This window comes from Methylomonas sp. 11b (genome assembly GCF_000515215.1).
In the GTDB taxonomy this organism is placed as follows: Bacteria; Pseudomonadota; Gammaproteobacteria; order Methylococcales; family Methylomonadaceae; genus Methylomonas.
In genome coordinates this window covers 2,881,514-2,903,663 of the sequence record NZ_KI911557.1, presented here as the reverse complement: position 1 = coordinate 2,903,663, position 22,150 = coordinate 2,881,514, and the positions used below count along the sequence as shown (strand labels likewise).

The 22,150-nt window shown below is 49.9% G+C and carries 19 protein-coding genes; 9 read left to right on the top strand and 10 right to left on the bottom strand.

Annotated elements, in window-relative coordinates; translation table 11 throughout:
- Positions 1-2: 2 nt before the first annotated feature.
- From METH11B_RS0113950 to METH11B_RS0113935, 4 genes are all read left to right on the top strand, one after another.
- Positions 3-2,669: an MMPL family transporter gene (locus METH11B_RS0113950; protein ID WP_026602547.1), complete on the top strand. Its 2,667-nt coding sequence runs from the start codon at positions 3-5 to the stop codon at positions 2,667-2,669.
- A 116-nt stretch (positions 2,670-2,785) separates the two neighbouring features.
- Positions 2,786-3,631: a flagellar motor stator protein MotA gene (motA, locus tag METH11B_RS0113945; protein ID WP_020484311.1), complete on the top strand. Its 846-nt coding sequence runs from the start codon at positions 2,786-2,788 to the stop codon at positions 3,629-3,631.
- Between the two features lie 11 nt (positions 3,632-3,642).
- A complete protein-coding gene (gene motB, locus METH11B_RS0113940; protein ID WP_026602546.1) occupies positions 3,643-4,614 on the top strand; it encodes a flagellar motor protein MotB in 972 nt (323 codons plus the stop codon).
- A 42-nt stretch (positions 4,615-4,656) separates the two neighbouring features.
- Positions 4,657-5,397: a hypothetical protein gene (locus tag METH11B_RS0113935; protein WP_026602545.1), complete on the top strand. Its 741-nt coding sequence runs from the start codon at positions 4,657-4,659 to the stop codon at positions 5,395-5,397.
- A gap of 99 nt (positions 5,398-5,496) precedes the next feature.
- Here the strand turns inward: METH11B_RS0113935 and METH11B_RS0113930 are convergent, their stop codons facing one another.
- The 10 genes from METH11B_RS0113930 to pyrF all read right to left on the bottom strand — a co-directional run bounded on the left by METH11B_RS0113930 (position 5,497) and on the right by pyrF (position 15,652).
- Positions 5,497-7,335, bottom strand: coding sequence for a polysaccharide biosynthesis protein (locus METH11B_RS0113930; protein ID WP_026602544.1), 1,839 nt, complete (start codon positions 7,333-7,335; stop codon positions 5,497-5,499).
- On the bottom strand, positions 7,332-8,363 hold the full coding sequence (locus METH11B_RS0113925) for an MraY family glycosyltransferase (protein ID WP_026602543.1): 1,032 nt from the start codon (positions 8,361-8,363) through the stop codon (positions 7,332-7,334). The genes METH11B_RS0113930 and METH11B_RS0113925 overlap by 4 nt, the downstream gene beginning before the upstream one ends.
- Before the next feature lie 7 nt (positions 8,364-8,370).
- A complete protein-coding gene (locus METH11B_RS0113920) occupies positions 8,371-9,324 on the bottom strand; it encodes an NAD-dependent epimerase/dehydratase family protein (RefSeq protein ID WP_026602542.1) in 954 nt (317 codons plus the stop codon).
- Positions 9,325-9,395: 71 nt separating this feature from the next.
- Positions 9,396-9,854, bottom strand: a complete 459-nt coding sequence (locus METH11B_RS0113915) for a DUF411 domain-containing protein (protein ID WP_026602541.1) — start codon at positions 9,852-9,854, stop codon at positions 9,396-9,398.
- Between the two features lie 10 nt (positions 9,855-9,864).
- Positions 9,865-10,284 carry a secondary thiamine-phosphate synthase enzyme YjbQ gene (locus METH11B_RS0113910; protein WP_020484318.1) on the bottom strand — a complete coding sequence of 140 codons (420 nt, stop codon included), beginning with the start codon at positions 10,282-10,284 and terminating at the stop codon, positions 9,865-9,867.
- 156 nt (positions 10,285-10,440) lie between these two features.
- Positions 10,441-11,505: a uroporphyrinogen decarboxylase gene (hemE, locus tag METH11B_RS0113905; protein WP_026602540.1), complete on the bottom strand. Its 1,065-nt coding sequence runs from the start codon at positions 11,503-11,505 to the stop codon at positions 10,441-10,443.
- A gap of 23 nt (positions 11,506-11,528) precedes the next feature.
- Positions 11,529-13,091 (bottom strand): AAA family ATPase, encoded by a 1,563-nt coding sequence (locus METH11B_RS0113900; RefSeq protein WP_026602539.1) that lies wholly within the window; start codon positions 13,089-13,091, stop codon positions 11,529-11,531.
- On the bottom strand, positions 13,081-14,163 hold the full coding sequence (aroB, locus tag METH11B_RS0113895) for a 3-dehydroquinate synthase (protein WP_026602538.1): 1,083 nt from the start codon (positions 14,161-14,163) through the stop codon (positions 13,081-13,083). Before aroB ends, METH11B_RS0113900 begins: the two co-directional genes overlap by 11 nt.
- Positions 14,135-14,689 (bottom strand): shikimate kinase, encoded by a 555-nt coding sequence (locus METH11B_RS0113890; protein ID WP_026602537.1) that lies wholly within the window; start codon positions 14,687-14,689, stop codon positions 14,135-14,137. The genes aroB and METH11B_RS0113890 overlap by 29 nt, the downstream gene beginning before the upstream one ends.
- A 237-nt stretch (positions 14,690-14,926) precedes the next feature.
- On the bottom strand, positions 14,927-15,652 hold the full coding sequence (gene pyrF, locus METH11B_RS0113885; RefSeq protein WP_020484324.1) for an orotidine-5'-phosphate decarboxylase: 726 nt from the start codon (positions 15,650-15,652) through the stop codon (positions 14,927-14,929).
- Between the two features lie 301 nt (positions 15,653-15,953).
- Between pyrF and METH11B_RS0113880 the strand changes: the two genes are divergently transcribed.
- The 5 genes from METH11B_RS0113880 to METH11B_RS0113855 all read left to right on the top strand — a co-directional run bounded on the left by METH11B_RS0113880 (position 15,954) and on the right by METH11B_RS0113855 (position 22,146).
- A complete protein-coding gene (locus METH11B_RS0113880; RefSeq protein ID WP_020484325.1) occupies positions 15,954-17,375 on the top strand; it encodes an undecaprenyl-phosphate glucose phosphotransferase in 1,422 nt (473 codons plus the stop codon).
- Positions 17,376-18,396: 1,021 nt separating this feature from the next.
- A complete protein-coding gene (locus METH11B_RS29160) occupies positions 18,397-18,549 on the top strand; it encodes a hypothetical protein (protein ID WP_155931126.1) in 153 nt (50 codons plus the stop codon).
- Positions 18,550-18,737: 188 nt separating this feature from the next.
- On the top strand, positions 18,738-19,148 hold the full coding sequence (locus METH11B_RS0113870) for a VanZ family protein (RefSeq protein WP_026602536.1): 411 nt from the start codon (positions 18,738-18,740) through the stop codon (positions 19,146-19,148).
- A gap of 366 nt (positions 19,149-19,514) precedes the next feature.
- Complete coding sequence (locus tag METH11B_RS0113865; RefSeq protein ID WP_026602535.1) at positions 19,515-20,507, top strand: acyltransferase family protein; 993 nt, start codon at positions 19,515-19,517, stop codon at positions 20,505-20,507.
- 148 nt (positions 20,508-20,655) lie between these two features.
- Positions 20,656-22,146: a lipopolysaccharide biosynthesis protein gene (locus METH11B_RS0113855; RefSeq protein ID WP_081733808.1), complete on the top strand. Its 1,491-nt coding sequence runs from the start codon at positions 20,656-20,658 to the stop codon at positions 22,144-22,146.
- Positions 22,147-22,150 lie beyond the last annotated feature (4 nt).

The window sequence follows — 22,150 nt, the reverse complement described above, 5'->3', positions numbered from 1 at the left end:
GCATGTCCTTGGAAAAACGTTTGGGAAATATCGCCTTTCGTTGGGGCAACTGGCTGCTGTATTCGCCGGGATTGGTGTTACTTGCCTCGATAATCTTGGCCTATCTGGCCGTGCAGTACACCGGCAATCATCTGACCGTCAACACCGATACGGCGGAACTGATCGCTCCAGAAGCGCCGTTTCAGCAAAACCGGCGTAAATTCGAACAGCAATTCGGTCAGGAAGTGCATACGCTGCTGCTGGTGATCGAGTCCTCCAGTCCGGAATTAACCAAGGCCGCTGCGCAACGCTTGAGCCGGGAGCTTAGAGCCGATACCGAACATTTCACCAAGGTCTATCGGCCGGATGAAAACGCGTTTTTCCAGCGCAATGGCCTGTTATATCTGGATACTGATAAGTTGCAGGATTTTTCGGTGACGCTGGCGCAAGCCCAGCCGTTTATCGGCCGAATCTCTCAAGATCCCAGTCTGAACGGTTTTTTCTCTATCTTCGAAGACGCGCTGAACGCGGAAACCAAGACCGAAGAAGTACCCATCGACCTGATGTCGCTGATCGACAAGGTCAGCAATTCCCTGCATAAAACTCTGAACGGCGAAACAGATTTACTGTCCTGGCAAAAACTGATCGCCGAAAACAAGATCAGCGAAGAGCAATCGGACAAGGCCTTTATTTTCGTCACGCCGAAATTCGACTACAGCCAGATTTTGCCCGTGGAGCCGGCGATCAAGGTTATCCGTCAGGCCGCCGACAAAATTCAAGACCCCAATATGCCGGCTGTCAAAGTTTGGGTGACCGGCGAAGTCGGTTTGGAGCACGACGAAATGGCCGGGATGAGCGAGGGTACCTTCACCGCCAGCATTTTTTCCATCGTGCTGGTCTGCGGCATTTTATTGGTTGCGTACCGCTCCTGGCTGTTGATGCTGGCTACCTTACTGACATTGGCCTTGGGTATGGTGTTTTGCGGTTTGTTCGCCTCCGTGGCGGTGAAACAGCTGAATCTGATTTCGGTGGCCTTCGCGGTGTCCAATATTGGTTTGGGCGTCGAGTATGCGATCCATTTTTGCCTGCGTTATCGCGATAATCTGGATTTATACGGCAGCGACAAGGGCAAGGCGATTCGTTCGGCCTTATTGGCGACCAGTCCGTCTTTGATTCTGTGCGCCGGTACTACCTCCATCGGTTTGTATGCCTTTATTCCCACCGATTACCAAGGCATTTCCGAGTTGGGTTTGCTGGCCGGTACCAGTTTGTTCATTTGCCTATTCATTACGCTGACCGTGTTGCCGGTACTGCTCAAGGTCTTGCCCAATCCGCCCGTGCATCAATTGCATGGCGAACAACCGGGCGAATCGAAATTTACCCATCTGCTGGCGCACTTTACCTTGCACTATGCCAAACCGATTTCCTTGCTGACTTTGCTTGGCGCAGTGGTTGCCGTGTACTTCGTGTTTCAGGTGCAAACCGATTTCAATCCGTTAAATCTGCGCGATCCGCACACCGAATCGGTGATTGCCTTCAAGGACTTGATGAAGGAGCGCGATACTTCACCGATGACGTTGACCGTTTTGGTAAAAAACGAAGACGAAGCCAGGGCTACGCAGAAAAAACTGGAGAGCCTGAAAACCGTCGATAAAACCGTCAGCTTGTTCGATTTTGTGCCTGACGATCAAGAAAGCAAATTGGGTATCATCGACGATATGGTGCTGACGCTGGGCCCGCAAAGTCAATTTTTCCCGCAACTGAAAACCGGCACCGATCCATTGCCGGCCATCAAGCGGATGATTGCCGCGATTGACAATAATCTGCCGAAAAAAACCAATCCGGCTGACATCAAGTCGCTGCAAACTTTTAAACAGCAGTTGCAAGACGTGATGGTGGAATTGGAAGCCAGATTTCAGCCTGACCGCGGCGTGTTTATCGAGAAGATTCAAACCTCGTTGCTCGGCACTTTGCCCACTGTAATGAACCAGCTTCTGATCGGTTTCCATGCCGAGGAAATTGTACCGACCAGTATCCCGGCGGAAATCAAGGAACGCTGGTTGAGTAAAGACGGTTTGTACCGCATACAGATTTTTCCCAAGGAAGATTTGAACGATCTTGGTAACTTGCAGACCTTCATTACCGACGTGCAGGCCGTGGCACCCAATGCCACCGATTTGCCGGTGATGTATTGGGAGTCCATGAAAGCCGTGATTGGCGCCTTCCAGGAAGCCATCATCATCGCGTTGGTAGCGATCGCCTTGCTATTGATGTTCATTCGCCGCAGTATCGTTGATACGCTGCTGGTGATGACACCCTTGGTGTTGGCCGGCTTGTTCACGATGGCGACTACCGTATTTACCGGTACACCGATCAACTTTGCCAATATTATTGCTTTGCCTTTATTAATGGGTCTGGGTGTCGATAACGGTATCCATATGGTTGAAAAACTGCATCACTCCCTGTCGGAAGATCAGAACATTTATCAATCCAGTACCGCGCGCGGCATGTTCTACGGCGCGTTGACCACCATTTCCAGCTTTGTCGGTCTGGCATTTTCGCCGCACCAAGGAATATCCAGCATGGGACTGGTGATCACTATCGGCATTTTCTGGATCATGACTTGTACCTTTGTGGTGCTGCCGGCTATCAGCAAGCTGGTTTTAAAAAAAACTGAGCATTTAACCTGAGAGTTTGAAAACCATAGCCTAGACTTATCCGGCAACTTACATGGCGGCCGATAAATCGAGTGAATCCAGGGTAAGTTTGATTTTTATAATTAACTTTTAGTTTTTTAGAGGCAACCATGTTTGTAATCATTGGTTATGTGATCATTTTGGGCTGCGTATTGGGCGGCTTCATGATGGCTGGCGGTCATTTGGGGGTACTTTGGCAGCCGGTGGAGGTGCTGATCATCGTCGGCGCCGCCTTTGGTTCCTTTTTGGCCAGTAACTCTTTGGCCAACAGCAAGGCGGCGATGGCTGGCGGTACTGCCACATTGAAAGGCAGTACCTACACCAAGGAATACTATATGGAGCTGCTGATGAGCTTTAACGCGCTCAGTCAGAAGGCCCGCAAGGAAGGTTTATTGTCCCTGGAAAAAGTGGTGGACGATCCGGAAGGCAGCTCGATTTTTGGGGAAAAAATCGTGCACGACCACCATCTGATGGAATTTATTTGCGACAAGCTCAGGCTGATCCTGACCGGGGTTGATGTCAACCAACTCGAAGACATCATGGATGCGGAAATTGAAGTGCACCATGCCGAAGGCAACGAGCCAATCAAGGCCGTGCAAAAAGTCGGTGACGGTATGCCCGCTTTCGGTATCGTCGCGGCGGTAATGGGGGTGGTGCATACGATGGAATCGGTGGGGATTCCGCCGGCGGAATTGGGCAAACTGATCGCCGCGGCGCTGGTCGGTACGTTCCTGGGTATTTTAGTGTCATACGGCTTTATTGGCCCCGTGGCATCGGTGATGGAAGCCCGGCTGGAAGAAGAAAGCAATGCCTATAAATGCACCCAAAAAGGCCTGCTGAACTGCGCAAAAGGTACTTCGCCGGCGATGACCGTGGAGTTCATGCGCACCGCCATTCCGCATAATGCCAGACCGAGCTTTACCGAGCTGGAAGAACAATTAAAAGCCGGTAAATAGGGTAAACAGCGATGGCCGAACAACCCATAATCATCAAAAAAATCAAGAAGGCCGGTCACGGTGGTCATCACGGCGGCGCCTGGAAAATTGCCTATGCCGACTTCGTGACGGCGATGATGGCTTTCTTTTTGTTGATGTGGTTGCTCGGATCCACCGATGAAAAAACCAAAAAAGGTATTTCCGAATACTTCCAGAATCCGTTCGGCGTCGCGATTACCAATAGTAGCGGCGAGGGTACGGGTGATCGGACTAGTATCATTCAGGCTGGCGGTCAGGACTTGAAGTCGCAAGAGGAGGGGCAAGTGCATCAGGGGGAAAATACCCCTGCCGAACCAACCCCCGAGGATATTGAAAAACTGGCGGAAGAGCAGGAAAAGCTCAAGCTGGAAAAGTTGCAGGAAAAAATCGAGGACATGCTGAAAGCCAATGACAAGTTGGCCGAATATAAGGATCAGATCAAGCTGGAAACTACGCCGGAAGGCTTGAAAATCCAGATTATCGATGCGCAAAACCGGCCGATGTTCAAGCTGGCTAGTTCAGGCATAGAAACCTATGCGCAAGCCATCCTGCGCGAACTGGCGCCGGTTATCAACGAATTACCGAATAAAGTCACCATCAACGGTCATACCGACGCGCTGCCGTTTCCCAGCAATCGCACCGGCTATTCCAACTGGGAGTTATCCAGCGACCGGGCCAACGTGGCGCGCCGCGAGCTAAATCAAGGCGGTCTCAGCGAAGAGAAAGTTTTACGGGTGGTCGGCTTGGCGTCCAGCATTCCTTACAAGGGTGATGTGCCGAACGATCCGATGAACCGGCGGATATCGATCGTGGTGATGAATAAAAAGACCGAAAATCAGGTGTTGCACGATGGCGCCGAAGATAAGCCCGGAAGCAGCGATACCTCGGTTCCCGGCCTGCCGGCCATATCGCCAACGATTCAGAAAAATACCAAAATTACCGGGGCGGACGGCGCTGCGCATTAGCCTGACTCGGTCAATAATCGGCTGACAGCCCGGTAAGGATTGATGCAGTTATTCAAGGCGCTGTTCAGTCAGCTACTAGCCTGCGTTGTAGTGCTGGGTCTACGCACCACATTCCCTCTGTCCGTTAGCGTTTGGCAAGCTGTCGCTATTCAGGCTGGCTTGGCCGCACTGTTCTCTCGCGGTTTTCGCCAGCCTGTCTGGTGGCTACCGATTCATTTGCTATTTATACCGACCGTATTACTGGGGCTTAGCTGGCAAGTGCCTGCTTGGGTGTATCTGCTGATGTTGCTGCTGCTGACTCTATTATTTTGGGGAACAGTGAAAGGCGATGTGCCGTTGTTCTTATCGTCTTCCGCCGTCAGCCAGGCGCTGATCGAAATAGTAAGCCGCGAACAGGCGCAAGCGTTTGTCGATATTGGCGCCGGTCTGGCTACCGTTGTCGTGCCGCTTGCAAAAGCCCGGTCGGATATGGCTGTAGTGGCCTTGGAGCGAGCGCCGCTGCCCTGGCTTCTGGCAACATGGCGTTGCCGCAATCTGGCCAATGTCCGGGTCGGGCGATCCAGTTTCTGGGAGCAGGATTTACGCGAGTTCGATGTGGTGTTCGCCTTCCTGTCGCCACTGGTGATGGCGAAAATAGGCGAAAAAATTCGGCGGGAAATGCAGACCGGATGCTTGTTTGTCTCGTCATCTTTTCCGATACCGAATAGCCAGCCCGAGTCGGTGCTCGAACTGAACGATAGCCGGAAAACCAAGCTGTATTGCTATCGGATAGGCCGGTTATAGACGGTCCCTGGTAAGTTAAAACCCCCAACCTTCTTCAGCAGGAGAGGGAGCTTAGTCCAACGACATTGCCTGGTGGAGACAGTGTGAATTTTAGCGCTGTTATTTAGGCGCCGGCGTACTCGTAAACTCGGGGACCAACTGTTTCAAGTCGGCCAACAGTTGCCGGTTATCGTAGTTCCGGCACACCTTCTGCAAATCTTCAATCTGTTTAGCCCATTCCACGGAGTCGTAGAGTCGCGCTTTGGCCAGGCGCAATTTCGCATGGCTGGTTGCCAGTAATTGTTCCTGATCGTGGAATAGCTCTTCGTAGAGTTTTTCGCCGGGCCGCAAGCCGACAATCTTAATCGCTATGTCCTTATTCGGCACTTTCCCGCTCAGCCGGATCATTTGTTCGGCCAGGTAAGTAATTTTGACCGGTTCGCCCATATCCAGCACGAATACCTCCCCGCCCTGGCCTATGGTTTCTGCTTGCATGATCAGCTGGCAGGCCTCCGGAATCGTCATGAAGTAGCGGGTAATATCCGGATGCGTCACCGTGATAGGGCCGCCGGCCTTGATTTGTTCCCTGAACAGCGGCACCACGCTGCCAGCCGAATCGAGCACGTTACCGAACCGGACGGTGGTAAAGCGGGTATTGCCGGTCTGATTCAGGTTTTGACACAGGATTTCCGCCGCCCGTTTGGTCGCGCCCATCACGTTAGTGGGATTGACGGCCTTGTCGGTGGAAATCAACACGAACCGCGCTACGCCGGCGGCAATCGCTGCTTCCGCCAGTATCTTCGTGCCGATCAGATTGTTATGCACCGCCTCGCGGATTTGATTTTCCAATAAGGGCACATGTTTATACGCCGCAGCATGAAACACGATTTCCGGCTGCTGCGTGGCAATTAACTGTTTTACCGCAATCGGATCGGCGACGTCGCCCAGCACGGCCTGATGCGCTAGCTCCGGAAACAGTCGGCTCAAGTCAGCATTGATTTTGTACAAATTAAACTCGCACTGATCGAACACGATCAGCTTGCGCGGTTGGGCTCTGGCCAGTTGCTTGCAAAGTTCGGAGCCTATGGAGCCACCACCGCCCGTGACTAAAATAACTTTGTCGCGCAGATGATTTTTTATGCCGGGCCAATCCAGCTTTACCGGTGTGCGGCCCAAAATATCTTCGATGGAAACGCTACGCAGATTGGCGGTGGTGACCGCGCCGCTTAGCAATTCTTTAACCGAGGGTAGGGTCTGAAAATCCACCGAGCAGTTTTCGCAGATTTCCACGATACGGCGCATTTGCTGATCGCTGGCCGACGGCACGGCAATCAGCACAGTTTCGATATTCCAGCGTTCGATTAATTCGGGAATTTGCTCGACCGTGCCGGCAACGCGGATTCCGCGAATTTCGCGCTTGTATTTGCCATGGTTGTCGTCGACGAACACTATCGGCACATAATCGCTATCGACATTGGCCAATAAATCCCTCACCAGCATTTCGCCGGCGGAACCGGCACCGACGATCAATGCGCGCTTACCCACGCGCTCCGCAAACGTCTGTTCCTTCCAAAAGCGATAAACCAGACGCGGAATGCTGAGCAAGGAAAACAGGATCAGCACATACAACGGTACGACCGAACGCGGTACACCGTGCAGGCGGTCGTATAAAAACAAGGCGGAGGCAATAAAAAAAATCCCGGTCAACACGGCCTTGCCGATGCGGATCAGGTCTGGCAGTGAGGAAAACCGCCAAACGCCGCGGTACAAACCATACACCCAGAATAAACTGACCTGGATGGCGATGACCCAAGGCAGGAATAATAATGCTGAATAAAAAAAATCGTCAGGGATGTCTTGCAGATTAAAACGCAGCCAGTAAGCACCGAACCAGGCCAGAGGGATCATGGCCAGGTCGTGCAAAAAAATGGTGGTGCGGGAGCGGAATCTTAAAGTCACGAAATAACCAACTCGGATTGGCCGGCCTTAAACCGGTAAGCCAGATAGATTAAGGGCAGATAAGCCAAGGCAATCCCGGCCAAAGCGTGGCTGGGATGCTTAAATATCCATAGAGAGATAGGCAACAGCCAGCCGCAATTGATTACCCAGGTTGCCAATAACACCGGCAAATGCCCGTAACGTTTGGCAGCGTGTTGATAAGTATGCGAGCAGTGCGCCGCATACCATTTTTGTCCGCTGAACATTCTAACCGCCAAGGTATAGCTGGCATCCACGATAAACACGCCGAATAAAACCAGCCCGCAATACAGCAGCACGGCGGCCTGTTGTGCGGCCAGTAAAATCAATAAACCCAGCAACAGACCGATAAAACCGCTGCCGACATCGCCCATGAAAATCTTGGCTTTCGGCCAATTCCACAGCAAAAAGCCAGCGCAAGCCGCCGCCAAACTCAAGGCTACCGCGCACAGGTTTTGATCGGTAAAAAACAGATAGCCGGCCAATGCCGAGGATACGAACAGCGCTTCCGACGCGGCAATGCCGTCGGTACCGTCCATGAAATTGAACAGATTGAGAGTCCATACCAAAAACAGTGCCCCCAAGGGATAGCCCAGCCAGCCAGGATTAAAGCTCAATCGCCCGAAGATGGCGTCGAATGGCGCGGGGATCAATATCACAGGTAGACCATTCAATAATTCCAGAGCGATGATGGCTGCCAATAAATGCGTCAAAAACCGCCAGCGCGCGGCCACTTCGCCGTGATCGTCACAGAAACCGATAACGGCTACCAATAGCGTGGAGCTCAGCAAGGCCAAGAAACTACCTGTTAATTGATCAGCAAAAAACAGCCAGAGAGCGGCCGTAAAGAATCCCAGCACGATAGCCAATCCGCCGCCGCGCGGGGTTGGTACGCTGTGTGAGCTGCGTTGGTTGGGAATGTCCAGCACCTTGTAAGTTAAGGCGTAGCGGCGAATCAGGCCGGTCAATACGGCGGCGAGCAGCAAGGTAACAGTAAAAAGCAGTAGCACGCAGGATTTAACTTAGATGGCGAATAATATCGGGCAGGGCTTTCCAGAGAGTATGGCGAGGTTGAAAACCCAATTCGCGAGCGATTTTAGCAGACGAATACCAAGCCGAACCGGTTAATTTTTCCAGGCTATCGCTATCGATGGGAAAGCGTCGCCCCGTCAGTTGGCCAAAGCCATCACCCAATTTGGCTAAGCTGGTTAGCAACGGCATCGGTATCGACCAGGCAACAGGCGGCTTGCCGAGAGCGGCTCTGATCGCGTCGTAAATCTGCCGGGTGGAATAGCTTTGTTCATCCGTGACGATATAAACCTGCCCGGCGGCTGCGGGTTTCTCGGCCGCCAGCAATGCCGCTGCAACTATATCTGTTACATGCACCATAGAGCGCTGGTTACCGGACTCGGACAATGGCGGAAATATCCCGCGCCGGACTGCTTTGATCATCCTCGGCAAGTTACCTTTCTCGGAACCGCCATAGACCATGCTGGGCCGCAACACCACCGGATGCCGGACATAGCCGCCATTTAGCACCAGTTGCTCTGCTTCGTATTTGGATAAGCCGTAGGGATCTGTGGCCGGGTCGTTAACCGTTTCATCCATGGGTTGTTGGCTAGCCTGGCTAACGGCTTTGACGCTGCTGAAGAACACAAAGCTTTTTACCCTGGCTTGTTGTGCGGCTTCCAGCAGTTTGCGCGTGCCTTCGGTGTTGACCTGCCGGTATTCGGCCGCATCTTGCCGACTTTCCGCCAAGGCGTGGGCTTTGCCAGCCAGATGAAATATCACGTCTATGCCGGCGCACAACTCAGGGGGGCAAGCTCCCGGTTCAGCCAAATCCAAGGCGATGTTGTCCGGACCATGCCCGGCGCGACTGCACGTTTTGACCGCGTAACCCTGGTTTACCAACGCCTGGCATAGTTGCGTGCCGATAAAACCACTGGCGCCGGTAACGAGGGCCTTAGTCATGCTAGATGTTGCCAAAAAGACATACTGCTTGGCGGCGAATTAAGCGGACGGCTGAGAGTACGTAAGTTGAGTTATTGCTTAGTGCCATGCTCTGCAAACACTTCATATTTACCTTCTTTATCGAAGGAAACCACCTTGTACGCATCTTGCTGCCCGCCCATTTCCATACCGGGGCTGCCCATCGGCATGCCCGGCGCGGCGATACCTGCGATGTTGGATTTGCTTTGTAAGAGCTTCTGAATGTCGGCAGCAGGCACATGGCCTTCGATAACGTGGCCGTCCACGATGGCGGTATGGCAGGACGCCAGCTTTTCAGGCACGCCGAAACGGGCTTTGATGGTTTCCATGTCGTCGCTAACCACGTCGTTGATTTTAAAACCGTTTTGTTTGGCATGTTCCAGCCATTTGCCGCAACAACCGCAAGTGGGGCTGCGATAGACGGTCATTTCCAGCGGCTTTCCGGCTTCTTCAGCGGACAGGCTTTGGCTGCAAGCTGCCAGTAATAAAACGATTAGTTTTGCTGCTCTCATAAATACCTCTTTATTCGCCGTGTAGTGTAACGATGATAGTGCGATTGCCGGCATGATTGCGATGCTCACATAAATAAATGCCTTGCCAAATCCCCAAGGCCAATTGGCCGTCGCTGATCGGAATGCTCAGCGAGCTGCCTAAAATAACGGTTTTAATATGAGCTGGCATATCGTCCGGCCCTTCGAGCGTGTGGCGGTAGTATGGTTCATTTTCAGCAACCGCTCTGGAGAAATAACTTTCCAGGTCCCTGCGTACATCCGCATCCGCGTTTTCGTTGATAGCCAGCGATGCCGAAGTATGTTGCAAAAACACATGGGCCAAGCCTATTTCAATTTTATCCAGTTCGGCCAACTGACCGACGATTTCCCGCGTGATCAAATGAAAGCCGCGCGGTTTGGCGGCAAGCTGGATGCGTTTTTGGATCCACATATGGAATACTAAAAATTGGTAACTATTCAGTGTGAAGGACCGTTCCTTCTCCCCTCACCCCAACCCTCTCCCGCGAGGAGAGGGGGCTTTTTACAAGACCCGCCGGTAAGAGGTGCTTAACTTAACGGCATTCCCCTCAAGTATAAACGCCCTTATTTAGCGATGATATTGTGGACTCAATTCCCGCACCGCATCGACCATGGCCTTGACATGTTCCGGGTTAATATCCGGCAAAATGCCGTGCCCCAGATTGAATACATGCCCCGAGCCATTACCGAAACCTTGCAGCACTTTGCCAACTTTTTCGCGGATTACGTCCGGTTGCGCGTACAAAGTGATAGGGTCCATATTGCCCTGCAAAGCGACCCGGTCGCCAACCCGGGCGCGGGCTTGGCCAATGTCGGTTTGCCAATCCAGACCCAGAGCGTCGTAGCCGGTGTCGGCCATCGCTTCCAGCCATAGACCGCCGCCTTTGGTAAACAAAATGGTGGGGATTTGCTTGCCGTCATGGCGGGAATTTAACAACTCGCGAACCTGCCGCGCATAGCGCAAGGAAAACTCCAGATAATCGTCATGGCTGAGCATGCCACCCCAGGTATCGAACACCATCACCGCATCCGCGCCGGCAGCAATTTGCGCATTCAAATAGGAGGCAACCGATTGCGCCAGCTTATCCAGCATCTGGTGCATGAGCTGCGGTTGTTCGAACATCAGGCTTTTTACTTTTTGAAAGCTTTTGCTGCTTTTGCCTTCCACCATGTAGGTGGCCAGCGTCCACGGACTGCCTGAGAAGCCGATCAAGGGTACCCGACCGTGCAAATTGGTTTTGATCAAGCGCACTGCGTCAATCACATAGCGCAATTCGGTTTCCGGGTCGGGAATCGGCAGTTTGGCGATGTCGGCGGCGGATCTGACAGGGTTGGCAAATTGCGGGCCTTCGCCTTCGGCAAACGAGAGACCTAAGCCCATCGCATCGGGAATGGTCAAAATGTCGGAAAACAAGATGGCCGCATCGAAATTAAAACGCTCCAGCGGCTGCAAGGTTACTTCGCAGGCCAATTCCGGATTGGTACAGAGCTGCATGAAGCTGCCGGCCTTGGCGCGCACTTCCCGGTACTCGGGTAAATAACGTCCGGCTTGGCGCATCATCCAGACGGGGGTGCGGTCGACGGGCTGTCTTAACAGGGCTTTTAAGAATAAGTCGTTTTGTAAGTTGGTCATTCGTTTTGATTGGGGGGTGAGAATCAGCGGCGGCTTTCTTTTTGTACGGCCCGGAAGCGCTTTTCCATGGCCTGCTTAAATTCGCCGGGCATGACGGCTTTAAGCTGGATCGCTTCGGCGGCGGTTTGGAAAGAGCCGTAAATTACCACGTATTTTTCCTGCTCGCCTTGTTTGATGGGATAGAACTTCAGGCCGTCGCGGTAATCGGCGTATTTTTTTTGGAAACGCAGCGCCGCATCTTTACTGGACAGTACCATGACTTGCAGCGTGAAGTTGCCAGCTGGTTGCGCCATGATCCAATCTTGATCGCTGCCTTCGAATACTGGTTTAGCAGGTTTGCGTTCGATAGGCTTAGCCACAGCTTGGACGGGCGGCGGCTCCACAGCAGGTGTTGCGTCTGCGGCAGGTGTCTCGGGTTTTTCAATCGGCGGCTCGGGTTTGGCTGGCACCGGGTTGGCGACGACTGGTGTACTGATAATTTCGCTGGCAACGGGTTGGCCTACCGGTTGTTTTGCCGGGTCATTTGGAACAGGGGCGACCGGCTTGGGCTTATCGGGAACGGGAACAACGGGGACCACAACATTGGTTGGCGCTGGTTCCGGCTCGGGGACTTTGGGTTCGGGCAAGGCTGGAGCAGGAGGTGGCGCGATTGCTACCTCGTTGGGCAGTATTGACGCCGATGGCTTTATTGATTCCGGCATCGCCGGTGCGGGCAGACTTTCGATCGCCAGTTTGTTGGTGCTGTCGTTTTGGCCGCTAATCGGCGAATTGCCGGTTGTTTGCTCAATGAGCTGGTCAAGCGGTATTAACGAGTTTACCGCGTAGCCGGTGCCTGCTAATACGCCGGAGATTGCCAACCATAAACCCAGTTTGCTGCGTTTATGGCTTTGGGAATTAGCCAATTTAGGTAATTGCCCGAGAATCTTGCCGGGGATGCCGTTGCTGGCGCGGTATAAATCCTCGATCAGGCTGTCGCTGATGGCATTGAACGACACCACTGCGCCCGGCTGCGCCGACAGGTTTTGCAAATACTCGCCGCATTGTTTTTTGCTGAGCGGCGGCAGTTCGATGAAATGGCATTCTTCCACCAGTTTGTCGGTACCGCTTTTGATGTGGAATTGATCGTGATTCATCGCAAATACCAACCGCAAGCCGGGCAGCGAATCGGCAAATTCGATCAGCATCGTCGTCAGGCCGGGTACCAAATTGCCGGCATCGTCGATTAACAGCACTACTTTTTGTCTGGCGCATTTGTCGCGCAACGCGCTCAGATCGAAAGCCGAAGCTTTGGCGATGTTCAGACCGCGCAACAAATCGTTAATCAGACTTTCGAAGCTGGAGTCTGGCGAGGCCGGCAGTAACACGACCTCCCACATATCCTTACGGCTTTGCTTGACAGCCTCCAATAAGGTGGTTTTACCGATGCCTTCCGGGCCGCAGACGATCAGCGATTGCTGCAAATTGGCCAGCAAGTGCAACAACAAATCCAGTTTTTGCGAGCGCTCCAACGTAATCAAGGCCCGCTCGCTGTTGTTGACCACCGAGCGTTTTTGGTAACTGTAAGTCAGGTCGTCGTTATCCAGCATAGCTGTTCAAGGTTGCCTGCAATTGCGCCAGATCGACGTTGACGGGGAGAGAGGCTTTGCCGACCGCTTCCAATAAAATGACCCGAATTTTGCCGTCGACATTTTTCTTATCCACGGCCATCAAATCCACATACTGCTCGGTCGTCATTTCCTTAGGCGGAGTGACAGGCAAATTGGCGGCCTGGAAAACGTCGATAATTCGCTTAACGTCGGCATCGTTCAGCCAGCCCAGGCGCCGCGATAAATCGGCTGCAAAGCAGGTGCCGATAGCTACCGCCTCGCCGTGCAGATAGTGGCCGTAGCCGCTGCCGGTTTCGATGGCGTGGCCGAAGGTGTGACCGAGATTTAGCGTAGCGCGCACGCCGGATTCGAACTCGTCTTCGCCGACCACTTCGGCTTTATTGATGCAGGATCGCTCAATCGCATAAGCCAAGGCATCTTTATCGCGCGCCAGCAATTTCGGCATATTCGCTTCCAGCCATTCTAAAAAGCCGGGGTCGCGGATCAGACCGTATTTAATGACTTCCGCCAAGCCAGCCGAAAGCTGTCTGTCGTCAAGAGTATCCAGCACGTCTGCGTCGGCGATCACACATTGCGGTTGATAAAACGCGCCTATCATGTTTTTACCCAGCGGATGGTTCACGCCGGTTTTGCCGCCGACCGAGGAATCGACCTGGGCCAACAAAGTGGTGGGGATCTGGATAAAGGCGATGCCGCGTTGATAGCAAGCTGCCGCAAAGCCGCCCATGTCGCCGATCACACCGCCGCCCAATGCAATCAAAGTGGCGTTGCGGCTAAATTTTTTGGCGAGCAATTGATCGAAGACTTTCTCCAAATATTGGAGCGTTTTGTATTGCTCGCCGTCCGGCAGGATCACCGTTTCGACTTGATAATCGCCCAATGCCGTTTGCAATTGGGCTAAGTAAAGCGGGGCGATAGTCTCGTTGGTAACGATCAATACCTGCTTGGAGCGAATATGCTTGGCCAACAGTGCCGCTTGGGCCAGTAAGCCGGCGCCAATGTAAATCGGGTAACTTCTGTCGTTATTTAGTGCAACTTGCAATTCTTTCATGATCTTCTAAAGCAGCCTGATATTGCTGCAAAATGGTTTTAACCACGGTTTTAGTGGGCAGGACGCCGGAGTCGATTTTAAAATCGGCGCATTCCGCATACAGCGGGTCGCGTTGCGCCAGCAGGGTTTGCAGGCGCTGCCTGGGGTTGTCGGTGCGCAATAGCGGGCGTTGCGTATCGTGTTTGGTGCGGTGCAGGATTTTATCTATCGAACAGTGCAAATAGACGACGAAGCCGTTTTCCTTGATTGCCGCCCGATTCTCCGGCATTAAAACCGCGCCGCCGCCGGTGGCCATCACTATCCCTTGCAACGCCGATAAATGCCGGATCACAGTTTGCTCGCGCATCCGAAAACCCTCCTCGCCCTCGTAGGAGAAGATAGTCGGAATATCGACACCGGTGCATTCCTCGATGACTCTATCGCTGTCGTAGAACGGCCATTGCAAGGCTTTAGCAAGCTGTTTGCCTATGGTGGTTTTACCCACCCCCATCAGGCCGATCAAATAAATATTTGCCGCTGGTTTCATCGCATTGGCTGGTTGCGCGCATTAAAAACCGAAGCATTATGCCCACTTTTTGCAGGGAGTTAAATTTTAGATGTTGGGCGTTATCTTTTGAGGGGCTATAAAAATTACACAAGCCCCTTTCTCCCTAAGGGAGGGAGATTGGGATGAGGGGAGTTAAAAGTCCCGGCAAAATTAAATTTTTGCTCTTCAAGCAAACAATACCCAGAATAAAATTCCAGAAAGCTTTAGCGCAAATACTCAACCAAACTGCGCTGCAATCTGTCCCTGAATTTTTTCCGCCATGGCTTTACGGTCAGCCGCGTCGCGGATGGGTCTGCCTACTACTATATAATCCGCACCGTTTTGAATGGCTTGTTCGACACTGACCGCGCGTTTTTGATCATCGTCTTCGCGGTTATCCACCGGCCGGATGCCGGGAGTAATCACCAACAGTTTTTCCCCCAACTGCTCCCGAATCATTGCCACTTCCAAGCCCGATGAAACAATGCCGTCGCAGCCTATTTGTAAGGCCCTTTTTGCGCGTGACAACACCAAGTCGCGTACATCGCATTGAAAGCCCAAGTCATCCAAATCGCCGCGATCCAGGCTGGTTAATGCGGTGACGGCCAACACTTTTAAGTCGCCTTTCGCGGCTGCCGCTGCTTCCATAATGGAATCGTTGCCGTGGATAGTGGCCAGATCCACGCCTTTGTTACTAAGCGCTTTAATTGCCCTGCCCACTGTGGCCGGAATGTCGAAGAATTTAAGATCGACAAACACTTTTTTGTCGCGGGCCTTTAGCCATTCGATAAACCCGAAATAATCGCCCGACATGAACAGCTCCATGCCCACTTTGTAAAAAATCACCGCTTCCCCCAGTTCTTCGACCAAGGCTTGCGCTTCAGCGATGCTGGAAACATCCAGAGCCATGATCAGGCGTTCGCGGACGGGAATGGCTTTATTTGATATGAAAGATTCTGTCATAAGGATTATGAAATAGTCTGTTTACTTGGTTAAGAGTAGCGTTTTTATTGGTGAGCTTGGCAAGACCTGCTAAAGTGGTTTACAAGCAACGTTGATTTTTCAGCCGGTTTTTGAGTGTCAATTGTCGCGCTTGCGATGTCGCTAAGAAGTGGCATGCAGGAAGAACTTGTAAGCGCCGAACGGTTTATATGCCGCCGCCGGTGTTGCATTAAACTTTCATTAAGCTGAAATAATTTTGGCTTAAAGTCCTATAATCAGGCAGGCAAATGATCGACTCATTAAGCTAACCAGTATATTTGATATGAATCAGTTTCGCCCAAAAGGATTTATCAGGCCGCTGCAGCCCGAATTGCAGAGCATTAAGCGGGCCATGGATACCGCGTTGATTTTTATCACGCTATACATCTCGCTACACATCTATGGCGAGCCGTTCGACCGTGAATACCTGGGCTTATTTATTGTCTGTACCGTGTTGTTCGGTATTTTTGCCGAGCATCAAGAGATCTATCACGGCTGGCGCGGTGACCCCCTGTTTGACGACGCCGTGCGGATATTATTGTCGTGGATAGTGGCCTTTGCACTGATTGCCAGCAGTTTTTTCGTATTTGACCTTGGCTTTGAATATTCGCGGCAAGTCTTGGAATTGTGGCTGCCGCTGGCGCCGCTCAGCATCATCATGCTGCACTCGCTGCGCCGCTCGACATTGTCTTATTTGCGGATGCACGGCCTCAATACCCGCAACTACGCGATTTTGGGCGGTAATTCGCTAGGCAAACGCCTAAATGCCGCGCTGACTGAAATGCCTTGGCTGGGCTATAGCTTTGTTGGTTTTTTTGACGACCGCATCGAGAACAAACAGCGCAGGCAGGATGAAGACATGGTCGACGTCATCGTTGGCGACTTTAAAGAGCTACTGGAAAGAGCGCAGCGTGGAGAAATCGATCATATCTACATCACCTTGCCCTTGCGTGCGGAAAAGCGAATCAACCAATTGATTCGAGAGCTGGCCGATAGTACGGTGTCGGTAAACATAGTTCCGGACTTTTTTACCTTTAACCTGATGCAATCCAAGCTCAGCAGCGTAAAAGGGATACCGGTGGTCAGCGTCTTCGATACGCCGTTAAATTCGTCGCTGGATGGCGCGGCCAAACGGCTTGAAGATTTGTTGTTATGCGCGATCATCTTGCCGATTATCGCTATCCCGATGCTGATCATCGCCATTGCGATCAAGCTTACCTCGCCGGGGCCGGTCATTTTTAAACAGATGCGTTATGGCGTGAAGGGTGAGCAGATTGAAGTTTGGAAATTTCGGTCGATGTCGGTGTGTGAAAATGGCGACAGCATCAAACAAGCCACCGCCAACGACAGCCGGGTGACGCCGCTAGGCAACTTTTTGCGGCGTACCTCGTTAGATGAATTGCCGCAGTTTCTAAACGTACTGAGCGGCACTATGTCCGTGGTCGGTCCAAGGCCCCATGCAGTGGCGCACAATGAATACTACCGCAAGCAGATCCAGGGCTACATGCTGCGGCACAAAATGAAACCCGGCATCACCGGTCTGGCGCAAATCAGCGGTTGCCGAGGCGAAACCGAAACCATCGACAAAATGGAAAGGCGGATTCATCACGACCTGGAATACATTCGCCAATGGTCAGTCATTTTAGATTTAAAGATTGTGGTATTGACTGTTTTTAAAGGGTTTGTGGGGCAGCAGGCTTACTGACTAAAAGCTCCTCTCTTTTGAAAAAAGAAAGCTATTAAGTTTAGCCCCCTCTCCTTGCTTGGGGCGAGGGGAATTAAAAAGGAAGCTATGACTAAGTCCTTAGACAGGCTAACCACGAACAGTATTTTATTAATTCCGGTCGGGGTAGCCTGTCGAACCACCTGTACTCTGAGGGTCTGATCGGAACCAACTTGTTTAGAGCGTCCTAAGGCGAATTACTCGTTTTGATTCCCTAACCCCAATTTCCATTTTGTGCCCTTTGGGTATGTATGAAGGCAATGTAGTTAAGTTAAGAGTTGAATATGCTGTAGGGTCGAATTTATTCGCCCTTTGGCGCCCATAGCGAGAATAAATTGGCACCTACAAGTTTTAACTTAGCGGCATTTAGTATGAAGGGAGAAAAGGTTACTTTAATTTTTAAGCGGACCTTTTCATAAGCTTTAATTCGACTTTGTCAGATTTGGGGTATCACATTGCCGAAGGTCGTTATTCCGGCATGGATTGCCGGAACCTAGGCTTCATGGATGGTTAGAAGCCCGCCATTCATGGCACTGGACACCAGCTCTTGTGACCTTTTGGTGTCCCGGCGGATATGACGGACTTCCTTTCTAATCTGACCAAATAGAATTAAGAACGCCCAACAGAAATTGGTAGCTGGTGTGTGAGGCCAAAAAATGAATCAAGGACATCCAAGGCCAAGTTACCGCGCCGCAACATACGGATATAAACCATGCGATTAACGCAACAACAAGCCGACATCTTAAAGAGCATTGCCGCTGAGTGTGTGGAGCGCAAGCAAGCTTGAAATTGTTTGGCTCTAGTACAGACGATAATAGACGTGGCGGAGACATAGATTTGTGGGAACCTCTAAAAATCTCCTCTTCCTCCGGGAGAGGGGTAGGGTGAGTGGGTGTAAATAAGTGATTTTAATCCGCTCATCCCAACCTTCCCCCAAAAAAGGAGAAGGAGGTTTTTTAATTTTTAGAGGTCCCCTTGTATATAAAAAGATTTAATCAAAATCTTGAAAAAACCTTTGGTTGCCAAACTGCGCTTTCTGGTTAAAGCCAAACAGGCACTGGGCGAACAGCGTCTCGACCTAGTATTTGCTCCGGCAATAGGGGAAGAGCAAAAGCCTATTAAGCGTATTGCGAAACAGACAGCTATTCCGTTATGAGTAAACACGAAGGCATTGAATTTAAACTTCGGCCAGCACTACAGGAATGTTGGCTGCATAGACTACATTGTATGCGGCATAGCCAAACTGCAGCATCTCGCGACACATATACCCATGCTCGCACAGACAGTTTTTGCATTTAGCGGACGCTGCAAATGCGCGGATTTTAACCCCAAATAAACAAGACAATGGCTTACTTTGAAAGCAATCGCAATCTAGCAATGGTGTTTATCGCGTTGAGCATCGCATGGATAGCGATACTTTTCATCGAATCATCACAGCCGCCGGCTGCAATAATGGGTGAAGTTTCTGGTCTGGATAAAGTGGCACATTTTTTGGCATTTGGCGTACTGGCCTTATTAGTATTTGGGGCTTCGTTTAATTTGGGTTTGGGGTGGCATTTGCCAGCGTTTTTTATGCCATTATTGATTGTGACAGTTATTGGTGTGGCCGATGAGTTATATCAGTTATCCAATCCTAGTCGTGCTTTCGAGGTATTAGATTTGGTCGCTGATATTAGTGGTGCCTTTATCTGTTTGTACATTTGTAAATTAATATTTAAGAGCAGATTGATGCGTCGTTTCAATTTTTCAAAATGATTTATATATTTGTTCTGGTGGGAAAAATGAAAAAGCGCTCAAAAAATTAAAGAAACCGCCTTCTTTCTCCGTGCCTGCAGGGCGTAAACGAGAAGATTGAGTATTTATTAATTCTGCCCTTAAATTCTCCGGATTCGTCAACCCCGCGAAGGCCGGAATCTATTCAAACTACTGGACTCCCGCTTTCGCGGGGGAGGCAATATTAAGGGGGCGGGTTAACAAGTAAATATTTAGCACCTCTGTATGAGGCGATGCCGATAAGTTTATTCATTTCTATTGCCATCATTGGATGGCCTGTTGTTATGTTATTTTAATCGGCCCCCTCAAGCTATTTTTCATTAATATTTAGAAAAGCGGATAATCAGGTTGGATAAAAAAAGCAGACTCGTTGACATAGATAAAGCTAAAGGCCTTGCTATTTTTCTTGTTGTGTTCGGACATATTGTTGCAACGGATATGCCTGCTAACAATGAATGGTACGCAGTGCTTAAGTTTTATATTTATAAGTTCCATATGCCATTTTTTATGTTTATATCAGGGATAATAATGGCTTATACCTTTCCTGTTATGGAGGGTGCTAAGGGTTACTTTAAGTACGTATTTAAAAAACTGAAAAGACTAGCTCCTGGGTATGTCTTATTCGGATGTTTAATCTATGCCGGCAAAATCGCTTTTTCTAAAATAATTCATGTGGATGGCTTGCCTAGCGATCTATATACTGAACTTTATAATCTTTTGCTGGTGCCTTCTCAAAGTGCCGGTGGCTCTCTGTGGTTTATCTATGTATTGATGGAAATGTATATAGTGTTCCCTCTGATTATAGGGCTTTGTTCTCAAAAGCCAGTGTTGGCTTTAGTTGCTGGAGTAATTATTCAGTTTGTGCCGGCTACTAATGTTTTTATGCTAGATAGGTTTTGCGAATATTTTTTATTTTTTGCACTAGGGGTTGTTGTTGTTAGTTTCTATGACAAATACTTAAATGTTATTGATAAGTATTGCTACGTGTTTTTTATTTTATTCTTCTTGTCATTTTTTACGGTATCATATTTTTCGCCGCTAGTTTCAAAAATTGTTATAGGCTTTTTTTCGTTGCCGGCATTACAAGCACTAATGCGGAGTGGCTTTTTGTCGAAAACTTCTATTTGGGGCATGCTAGGAAAATATACCTACAGCATATATCTGATGAATACTATTTTGATTGGCCTTGTTAAAGGCGTCTTACTAAAATTTATTGCCTGGGATGGCCATAATTTTTTAATATTTGCGCCTATATTGTTATTGTCTGGGGTTTTTGGTCCAATTTTTATAAAGAAATATATCTTAGGTCGAATTCCCTTTGCGAACAGTATTACAAGCTAAAACGACTTTTATGCGAAGCTTGAGGGGCGTCTGTCCCAGTGATATGTTTTTATAGACGATTGCAATCATATTTTAGGCCTTAAGGAAAATTTAGATAAATGATCAGACTATTTGCTTTAAAAAAAACTAGCGTAACCTTGGTTTTAATATGTCAAAAATAAAAAGCCTAGTTTCTGGTATTGGCTGGGGTACGTTTTCAACAGTTACGGTAGTTGGTTTTCAATTGGTTTTTATGGCAATAATGGCGCGCTTGCTTGAACCAGCAAACTTTGGCCTTGTTGCTATCGCCAATGTGAGCCTGCGTTTTTTTGGATATTTCGCCCAAATGGGTACGGCACCCGCGCTTATTCAGAAGCCTAAGTTGGAAGATGGTGATATAGCCGCTGCACTTACTGTCTCTCTTGGTATCTCCTGTTTATTTTTTGGAGTTGTTCAAATTGCAACCCCGTATATCGAAGTATTTTTTCAAATGGACGGCCTAGGTTTGGTGATTCGGGGATTATCGATTAATTTCATCATAGGTGGTTTTTCCGCCGTATCTATGGGGCTATTACGGAGAGACACTGCTTTCCGTGCAATATCAATCATCGAGATAGTTTCATATGTGTTCGGCTATGGATTGGTAGGAATTGGCGCTGCTTACCATGGCTTGGGGGTATGGGCCTTAGTTGCAGCGTTTATGACGCAATCAACGTTGACTGCTATTTTCAGTTACGCAGTCAAACGGCATTCCTTGAGTTTGCGACATACTGCTGCGCAACGTAGGCATTTTTTCAGTTATGGAGGGCGTTATTCGCTGATTGGGTTTACTGAATTCCTGAGTTCAAATTTGGATGCATTGCTAATCGGTAAACTACTTGGAGCAGCACCTGCGGGCTATTACAACCGCGCTTTATTGCTTGCTAATCTGCCGGTTCAGCAACCGGCAAATATATTGACCAAAGTCCTATTCCCAATCATGAGTTCCGTTAGCGACCAGCATGATAAGCAAATAATTAGTTTACAACTTAGTACTCTACTGGTTGGCAGTTATGCTTTCGCTGTCGGCTCGGGTATATTCGTCTCTGCCCCGGATATAGTAAAAGTGTTACTAGGGAGCAAATGGCTGGATTCTATACCGATTCTTGAAATGTTATCCTGGTCTGTGGGGCCACTTTACATATCCCATGTTGCGGGTGTAACCCTAGATTCAATGAACAAGCTTAGAATAAAACTACGGATCCAAGTAACCATGTTAGTATTTTTAGTCGCTTTAATGTTGTGGCTTGCACCAACAGGAAGAGCACTAGATATTGCCACGGCAGTGGTAGTAACAGAATGGGTGCGTGTAGGGGTTATGGCGATAAAATTAACCCGGGTCCTGCGGATACCTGTTAGAGATGTTGCGTTAATCTCAGTATGCATCGTAATCATCGCATTAGCTAGCGGAGCAATGATTCAATTGATAATCCATTTAATAGGATCAAGTTTTAATATCCAAATTAGGTTAGTTGCGGAAATATTTGCCGGTGGTGCTGGATTATTGTTTGGCGCCTTTATAGTTCGCTACATTGCTGTACACTTATCTGCGATTCGTTTTTTAGCCGGACGATCTGGAGTTTTCAGTAAATTCCTACCTAAATATTCTCAATTAACCTAAAAGG